Origin of the sequence: Xenorhabdus sp. IM139775 (genome assembly GCF_028598745.1) — a bacterium.
In the GTDB taxonomy this organism is placed as follows: Bacteria; Pseudomonadota; Gammaproteobacteria; order Enterobacterales; family Enterobacteriaceae; genus Xenorhabdus.
Genome location: NZ_JAQRFK010000098.1, coordinates 1 through 8,826, shown reverse-complemented (window position 1 = coordinate 8,826; position 8,826 = coordinate 1). Strand labels below are relative to the sequence as shown.

The 8,826-nt window shown below is 43.7% G+C and carries 8 protein-coding genes; 3 read left to right on the top strand and 5 right to left on the bottom strand.

Annotated features, from left to right (window positions below; genetic code table 11):
- Positions 1-37 precede the first annotated feature (37 nt).
- Positions 38-901, bottom strand: coding sequence for a glutamate racemase (murI, locus tag PSI17_RS15160; protein ID WP_273552770.1), 864 nt, complete (start codon positions 899-901; stop codon positions 38-40).
- The gene (gene btuB / locus PSI17_RS15155; protein ID WP_273552769.1) at positions 846-2,684 is read right to left on the bottom strand and encodes a TonB-dependent vitamin B12 receptor BtuB; all 1,839 of its coding nucleotides are present in this window, start codon (positions 2,682-2,684) and stop codon (positions 846-848) included. Before btuB ends, murI begins: the two co-directional genes overlap by 56 nt.
- A gap of 251 nt (positions 2,685-2,935) precedes the next feature.
- Here btuB and trmA point away from each other — a divergent pair, with 251 nt between their 5' ends.
- Entirely contained in the window at positions 2,936-4,054 is a 1,119-nt protein-coding gene (gene trmA, locus PSI17_RS15150) for a tRNA (uridine(54)-C5)-methyltransferase TrmA (RefSeq protein ID WP_273552773.1), read from the top strand.
- 62 nt (positions 4,055-4,116) lie between these two features.
- Here trmA and PSI17_RS15145 read toward each other — a convergent pair whose 3' ends face one another.
- Positions 4,117-4,488, bottom strand: a complete 372-nt coding sequence (locus PSI17_RS15145; protein WP_273552768.1) for a YijD family membrane protein — start codon at positions 4,486-4,488, stop codon at positions 4,117-4,119.
- Positions 4,489-4,509: 21 nt separating this feature from the next.
- Positions 4,510-5,172 carry an HTH-type transcriptional repressor FabR gene (gene fabR / locus PSI17_RS15140; RefSeq protein ID WP_273552772.1) on the bottom strand — a complete coding sequence of 221 codons (663 nt, stop codon included), beginning with the start codon at positions 5,170-5,172 and terminating at the stop codon, positions 4,510-4,512.
- Positions 5,173-5,388: 216 nt separating this feature from the next.
- Here fabR and sthA point away from each other — a divergent pair, with 216 nt between their 5' ends.
- A complete protein-coding gene (gene sthA, locus PSI17_RS15135; RefSeq protein WP_273552767.1) occupies positions 5,389-6,786 on the top strand; it encodes a Si-specific NAD(P)(+) transhydrogenase in 1,398 nt (465 codons plus the stop codon).
- Here sthA and oxyR read toward each other — a convergent pair.
- The gene (gene oxyR / locus PSI17_RS15130; RefSeq protein WP_273552766.1) at positions 6,778-7,695 is read right to left on the bottom strand and encodes a DNA-binding transcriptional regulator OxyR; all 918 of its coding nucleotides are present in this window, start codon (positions 7,693-7,695) and stop codon (positions 6,778-6,780) included. The genes sthA and oxyR overlap by 9 nt on opposite strands.
- Positions 7,696-7,999: 304 nt before the next feature.
- On the opposite strand from oxyR, the gene PSI17_RS15125 reads away from it, so the two are divergent.
- A partial coding sequence (locus PSI17_RS15125) for an MFS transporter (RefSeq protein ID WP_337927220.1) occupies positions 8,000-8,826 on the top strand: 827 nt, incomplete at its 3' end.

Genomic DNA, 8,826 nt, shown 5'->3' with positions numbered 1-8,826 from the left:
ATAATTACTGACTGATGGTTATTGCAGCAAATTCCACTTAAGTTGATAGTTTTTCCAGCATCAGGAAGCCATATTCACGTAAAACGGGGCGCAAGGCTTCACTCTCTGGCTCCATTTTTGTGCAATACGCCAAATTATCTGCTGTTGTTAAAAACAAATTATCGCGATTTTTGATCAACCATGCAGTTCTACGAGCAATGGCCGCTCCCGAATCAATTAATCTTGTGCCATCAGGTAAAACGTTAGCAATTTCTTCTGCGATCAGAGGAAAGTGCGTACAACCCAAAATAACGGTATCCGGTGGTTCTTTCATTCTCAGCCAAGGCTTCAATATTTTTTCCAGCGCTTCCCGTGGAACATCCTGACCATGTAGCTTCCGTTCAGCCAATTCCACCAACTCAGCAGAACCGATTAAATACATCTGACAATCCGTGGCGAATTGTGTAATTAATTCTTTGGTATAATCGCGATTCACTGTCGCGCGTGTCGCCAATAATCCCACAACACGATTACAGGTTAGCTTTGCCGCAGGTTTGATCGCCGGAACAACTCCCACAACGGGGAAAGAAAAACGTTCACGCAAGGCGGGCAAGCTGACTGTACTGGCAGTATTGCAGGCGATCACGACAACAGCCAAAGGATGTTTCTTCTGGATCGCACCAACAATCTGCACAACCCTTTCGATAATGACTGCTGCTGTTTTCTCGCCATAAGGGAATGCTTCATTATCGAAAGCATATATATAGTGGAGATCCGGCAAGAGCCGCCGAATCTCTTGGTAGACAGATAAACCACCGACGCCGGAATCAAAAACCAGAATCGTCGGACGGGCGGTTTTGTTTAAATCAGAAGTTGTAGCTGCCAGTGAGGTAGTATTCTCTTCCCGGGGTGCGATAGCCATAGGCTGTCTCATAATTTTTATCAAACAGATTAGCTATTCTAGCACGGATCGTAAGGTGGTCAGTGATCGGATATGAGGCGCTGATATCCCATAAACTTACGCCTGATAATTTCACTGTTTTTGCAGGATAGGTACTATAGTCTTGGTCATAACGCCGCCCCATGTACTGATAGGTTATTCCCCAATCGACATTAAAGGCAGCCCAATCTAATTGATATTTCAACTGTTGTTTAGCTCTGCGGGCTAATTGTTGATCATTGCTATCACGCGGATCAAGGTACTGTAATGTGAATTGATGCTGGAATAGGCCGGTATCCATCGTTCCCGTCCATTCAACCCCTTTTATTTTGGCCTTGCCAATATTTTCATAATGGTCATTGACATAAGTTATCAATTGTTCAATATCGTTGTGATAAGCTGATAGACGCCAATTAAGTGGCCCGGTCAATCCTTCGATTCCAACCTCCCATTGTTTGCTTTTTTCTGGCTTAAGGCTTTCATTTCCCCATTGACTATAAAGCTGATTCAAAGTCGGTGCCTTAAATGCGGTTCCGTATGAAGTGATAAAACGATAGCCTTCACTAAACTCCCAGCCGATGCCCGCCTGCCACGTCGTATTCCAGTCATATTCAGAATGATGATCTGAGCGTACAGCACCTTCTAAAATGACATCCTGAACTTTTTGCTGCGCAGTTAAATAGAGTCCCGTATTGTCAACCTGCTTTTGTACCGGGATGTTATTGGAGCCTGCGGCAACCCATTCTTTTTTCCAGTCAATTCCACTGCTGATTGCACCATGACCAAGCTGCCACAAATTTCCCCATTGTACATTGTCTTGTTTTGAATCACTCAGACTGGCGTTATTACCATAACGCCCAGACTCTGGAACATAATTGTAGTCTTTGACATGGCTGCGACTGACAATGAATTGAGAAGAATAAATGCCTTGATGAAATTGAATGCCGGCATCATAAGTACGACTGAACAGTTCACGGGTATCCGGATCGCTAATACTCCATCCATCATAAGCCGTCCGATTATTAAAACCGTAGGCTCGAACAAATCCGCTAAGTTGTGCATTGATTTTGTGATCTATTTCCAACCACAGCATTTTACTCATAAAACCATCACGATCTGGCTGACGATATCCCCCTGTTTTCCCATCAACGATAACGTCAAACCCTTTGGTATAGGTATAGCCTGCGGCGGTGGTTAATAAAGTATTCTCACCGAGTTTCTGCTGTGTCGAACCATTATAGTTTTGGTATCCGTGCGAGCCTAATCCTGCATTTAGCGTTGTTCCCTGCTGTTCTCGCTTGGTGATGATATTAATGACGCCACCAATCGCATCGGAACCATACACGGCAGAACGCGCACCACGGATATATTCTATTCTTTGCACCATTGAAATTGGGATCTGGCTAAAATCGACATCGCCGGTAATGCCTGCCTGATTCAACCGAATTCCATCCACCAGCACCAGTGAATGTCTTGAGTTTGTGCCACGAACATAGATAGATGAAAGTTGTCCAATACCGCCATTCTGTACAATATCAACACTCGGCAAGCGGCGTAAAACATCGACCAGGCTACTGGATTGCCAACGATCGATATCCTCCCGCGTCACTATCGTCGTGGGTGCCAAAACGGAAGAAATGGGCTGTTTAAAGCGATTGGCGGTAACCACCAGCGTATCTTGATTTTCAGCAACCGCAAAATGGTTCCAGCCAGAAAATACCGCCATGAACGCAGCAGACAGAAGAATATGTTTTTTATTTGTCATAAGATTTGTGATGAGAATGTATGTAGTATCTGGCTATTTATCTGACGATTTAACGACCATGCACTTAACAAGAACGCACTTAGCGATAACGCACTTAGCAATAAATAGTCATGCTACGATGAAGCTCTTGGCGTGTCCAGAAGACCTCTCTATCAAAAAAGAAGCTGATAAACCAGAAAACTGGACATCCTTTGCACTTCCCCTACAATGCCGCTCGGAAATTTTTCTTAATGCGACCATACGAGAACCCGATAATGCAGAATGTTTTGCCAACGGAAAATTATGAAAATCAATTGATGGAGAAAGTCCATCGCCTAAAAGAAATGATGCTCCCCTTCAGCACACCTGAACCTGAAGTTTTCCGTTCCCCGGCATCCCATTACAGAATGCGGGCAGAATTCCGTATCTGGCATGAGGAAGATGACCTCTATCACATCATGTTTGATCCGCAAACCAAACAACGTATCCGTATTGATCAATTTCCCGTTGCCAATCAATTAATCAATCAAATGATGCAAGCTATCATTGCGGGTGTAAAAGATAACCCTGTATTGCGCCATAAGCTGTTTCAGGTGGATTATCTCTCCACCCGCAGTAATAAAATCATTGTTTCCCTGCTTTACCATAAAAGACTGGATGAGGAATGGCGTGAACACGCAATCGCACTGCGTACCCAACTCATCGCGGCAGGATTTGATCTCCAGCTTATTGGGCGTGCGGCAAAAACCAAGATCATGCTTGACCATGATTATATAGATGAAGCGCTGCCGGTTGCAGGTAAGAGCATGATCTACCGTCAGGTTGAAAATAGCTTCACCCAACCGAATGCCAGCATCAATATTCATATGTTGGAATGGGCCATTGATATCACCAAAGGCTCGAAAGGTGACTTGCTTGAGCTGTATTGCGGCAATGGTAATTTTTCTCTGGCACTGGCACAGAATTTTGAGCGAGTCTTGGCAACTGAAATTGCCAAACCTTCGGTTGCAGCCGCCCAATTTAATATCGCAGCGAACCAGATTGATAATGTGCAGATTATCCGCATGTCAGCGGAGGAATTTACTCAGGCAATGAACGGAGAACGCGTGTTCAATCGACTGCAAGGCATTGATTTAAGCAGTTATCAATGTGAAACCATTTTTGTTGATCCACCACGCAGTGGGCTGGATGAAGAAACGGTAAAAATGGTGCAAGCGTATCCGCGCATTCTTTATATTTCCTGCAACCCGGAAACGCTCTGCCAAAATCTGGAAACACTGACACAAACCCATAAAGTCAGCAAACTGGCCCTTTTCGACCAATTCCCTTATACCCATCATATGGAGTGCGGTATCCTACTGGAGAAAAGAGCATCATTGTCAGTAAACTGACTGAAAAACAAAAACGCCACCGATCTCATTTTGTGGCGTTTTTTATTGAATCGCTCGTAAACTTAGCTTTTGGCAATAAGCATGGCTTGCTGCTTGCGCGTTCTCATCTTTAAGTAGATCCAAAACACCAAAACAGTACCAATAACGACAGGCAAGAAATTAGAGCCAATGGCGGGATATTCCATCCGAATGAATGCACTGTACACGAACATCCCCAAGAAAAAGCACCCCATCGCCAGTTTGGGTAATCCTTCTGCCATTGGGTAATTCAAATAACGTTGATGGAGACAATACACAGAAAGTACCAGTGCAATAATAGGGAAAATGGAAAAAGGGACTAATGAATTGAAAAATGCTGAGAAAGTTCCGTGTGTTGCCATTCCAACGATAAGAGCCAGCAACATTGTGCTTTTATCTTGGCGGTATTGTTCCATCGTATTATTCTCCTTTCATTATTATTTCAGGGTCTTAGGGATTATTTTAGGCATCGCTTTAGGAACAGTGTTTTTTTCTTGCTCACGACGATACCAATAATAAGCGCCTTTGGAAATCATGCGGAGTTGTAAAACCAAACGCTCTTCGAGACGACGCCTTTTCTCTTCATCAATATCCAATGCTTCTGCACCCGCACTGAATACGATTGTCACCATCGCCTCGGCTTGTATTTCAGTAAAATGGCGAGGCGTATGGCTGGCTTGCTCAAGATAGTCTGCCAATTCGGCGATAAAATGTTGGATTTCCCGTGCGACAGCCGCACGAAATTCAGCTGATGTGCCAGAGCGTTCACGCAACAACAGCCGGAATGCATTGGGATTGTTGCCGATAAATTCCATGAATGTTGCAACCGAAGTGCGGATGACACTGCCACCTTTGGCAATGCGCTGACGCGCCTGACGCATTAATTGACGCAACATCAAACCACTTTCATCCACCATAGTCAGCCCCAGTTCATCCACATCCCGAAAATGTCGATAAAAAGAAGTCGGTGCAATACCCGCTTCCCGGGCGACTTCCCGTAAGCTCAGGCTGGTAAAACTGCGTTCAGCACTGAGTTGGCTGAATGCCGCATCAATCAGGGAGCGACGGGTTTTTTCTTTCTGTTTTGCTCTGACGCCGATTACGTTACTCACAACAATCCTGATCTATCTCGACTCTAATCAGGCAAATATAACAGATTCTGTCAGGTTTGCTGTGATTGTTCTCTTAAAGATATAACGCAATATCTCCCTGTTTTTTTCTAAACCGTGAGATAAAAACCTTGTGCTCATTGGGTTATTACACCAAGTAATGTTAAGATAGCGTTGTTATTTTGTGTAAAAACAGGTCTTTCCTCTATGCAACATACTCATTTTGATGCCATTGTGATTGGCTCTGGTCCCGGAGGGGAAGGAGCCGCAATGGGGTTGGTGAAACAAGGTAAAAACGTTGCTGTTATAGAACGTTACAGTGACGTCGGTGGCGGATGTACTCATTGGGGCACCATCCCATCGAAAGCTCTCCGCCATGCCGTTAATCGTATTATCGAATTTAATCAAAATCCCCTCTACAGTGATAATTCCCGCATTCTTCGCTCCTCGTTTTCAGAAATCCTGCGCCATGCTGAAGTTGTGATTAATCAGCAAACCAAAATGCGCCAAGGATTTTATGAACGCAATCGTTGCCGAATGTTTGCGGGAGAAGCCACTTTTATTGATGAACATCAGGTCAGTGTTCGTTATGCCGATGATAGTGTTGATATCTTGAGTGCAGACAAAATCATCATTGCCACTGGCTCCCGTCCATACTGCCCGCCTGATGTCGATTTCTCCCACTCCCGTATTTATAACAGCGATACCATCCTGCAACTGGATCACGAACCACGCCATGTCATTATTTATGGTGCCGGGGTGATTGGTTGTGAATATGCCTCCATTTTCCGCGGGTTGGGGGTTAAGGTGGATTTGATCAATACGCGTGATCATCTTCTGTCCTTTCTTGATCAAGAGATGTCTGATGCCCTCTCCTACCATTTCTGGAATAGTGGCACGGTTATTCGCCACAATGAAGAATATGAAAAGATTGAAGGCCTTGATGATGGTGTGATTGTGCACCTGAAATCCGGCAAGAAAGTCAAAGCAGATTGCCTGCTGTATGCCAACGGCAGAACAGGTAATACAGACACGCTAGGCTTAGAGAATGTCGGGCTGGAAACCGACAGCCGGGGCTTATTGAAAGTCAATCGCGTCTACCAAACCCGTAATGAAAACATTTACGCCATTGGTGATGTGATTGGTTATCCAAGTTTGGCTTCTGCGGCCTATGATCAGGGGCGTATCGCTGCAAAAGCGATGACGACAGGCAACGCCTCCCTGTATTTGGTGGAAGATATCCCAACAGGAATTTACACCATTCCCGAAATCAGTTCGGTGGGTAAAACCGAGCAACAATTAACCGCCATGAAAATCCCTTATGAAGTAGGACGCGCCCAATTCAAACATCTGGCAAGAGCGCAAATTGCAGGTATGAATGTTGGCAGTCTTAAGATCCTGTTCCACCGTGAGACAAAACAGATTTTAGGCATCCACTGTTTTGGCGAACGTGCCGCAGAGATCATTCATATTGGTCAGGCCATCATGGAACAAAAAGGCGAAGGCAATAATATCGAATATTTCGTTAATACTACCTTCAATTATCCAACCATGGCGGAAGCCTACCGTGTGGCAGCACTCAATGGGTTAAACCGGTTATTTTGATCTTTTTCCGAGTACGTCGAAATAGTTGCCCATTTTAGTCCGAATCGCCTCTGCCAATTGCTCATAGCGACCACGCAGAGGTGAGCCGGGACGATAAACCAATATGACCGATCGTTTGGGTTCCGGCTCATCACACTCCAGATAGCAAACGCCATCCCGCTTTCTCTCACTCGGCACCGACAAATCAGGCAATAATGTCATTCCGCTGCCTGCTGCAACCATATTGCGCAATGTTTCCAGACTCGTCGCCCTAAAATGCGTATCTTCTTTAGCACCCGCCTGAAAACAGAATCCCATCGCCTGATCACGCAAACAGTGCCCATCTTCCAGCATTAATAACTTTTCGCCGGATAGCTCACTCATTTTAATCTTGTCCCGCCCAGCCCATTTATGTTCTTCATACACCGCCAGCTTCATCGGCTCTTCAAACAGCGGTACTTCGATAAAGGCTTCGGTTTCTTTCACCAACGCCAAGATAACGCAGTCAAGTTTCCCACTATCAAGTTGTGCCAGCAAACTTTGGGTTTGCGCCTCATGCAGGTACATTTCCAATTTGGGAAACAATTTATGCAGTTCAGGAATGATCAGGGGCAGGAGATAGGGGCCAATGGTTGGAATAAGGCCGATATGCAACGGCCCGGACATACTTTCACCTTGCAGGGAGGCCATTTCCTGCAAAACCTTCACTTCTCTCAGTACGGTTTTGGCCTGTTCCACCAGCAGCATACCCTGTTGGGTAAATAATACCTTGCGGCTGGTGCGTTCCAGTAGCATCACGCCAAGTTCATCTTCCAGTTTGCGGATTTGTCCACTCAGTGTCGGTTGGCTGACATGACAAGCATCAGCAGCCCGGCGAAAGTGCCGGTATTCAGCAAGTGCCACAAGGTATTCCAGATCGCGGATATTCATTTCCGACCTCATTGTTGACTGTCAATTTTTGATGGGAAAGCGCTATCTATTTAAGATATAGTCGTCATTATATAAATATTAAGTATTTAAATGAATAAATAGTTATGAGATACAACGACATAATTTCATTAACAAAAAATACTTGCAATATCTTTACTATGTTGTACCTTCATCCATAAGTCATATTAAACTATATAGGCTACATAAAAAATACAGTAGGGTTTATATGAGACTGGTACTATTAATTATATTAATTGTTTTCGTAGGAATGGAATTAAGAGTTCCGATATCATACTTACCCACAATGGCTGAAGAAATCATTAACAGCCTGCATATAAGCACTTACTTATTCTCATTTTTAACCTCCATTTATCCATTATGTTTCTTTTTTATCTCCCCGTTGGTTCCGCTGCTGGAAAAAAAGATATCCCTGAATAAAATCATTATGTTATCTATGATACTGAGTATCGTTGCTTACGTGCTGAGATTAGAACAAAGTATCCCTATACTCATTGCTTCAACGTTTTTATTTGGCTTCTCTATCTCATTGGGTAATATATCACTACCTTCCTTTATCAAAAGACAAAGTGAAAATAAAATATCTTTATTATCATCCACCTACACTGCATCACTCTATCTTGGCCCTGCATTGGCGACTTCATTAACTATCCCAATTAAAAATTATCTGAACTTATCATGGAATACTGTCCCTCTATTCTGGGTGTGCATCCCCGTTATTGCTTTCATCGTCATGGGGATATTCACCGTTAAAGAAGACAAAAAAGAAAAAATTAACGATGATTTATCAAAAAGGGACGTTCAGAATGATCTATTTAACGCCAAAAACATCACACCTGTAAAAAATATTTTCTGCTATTCGATGGCGCTCTATTTTGGGATTTTATCCGGTATATTTTTTATTGTTACCGCATGGATGCCAACCATTATCATTTCTTTTGGATTCGACCACGAAACGGCCGCCCTATACTCCTCTTTATTTACTTACTCGGCCATCCCTTTCTCGATACTAACATCCTATATTATCTATAAAACTAAGAAACAATGGATCTACTTTTTCTTTAGCCCCCTTATTGTTTTATTTGGCGTTGCTAACATGATCTACTGGAAAGA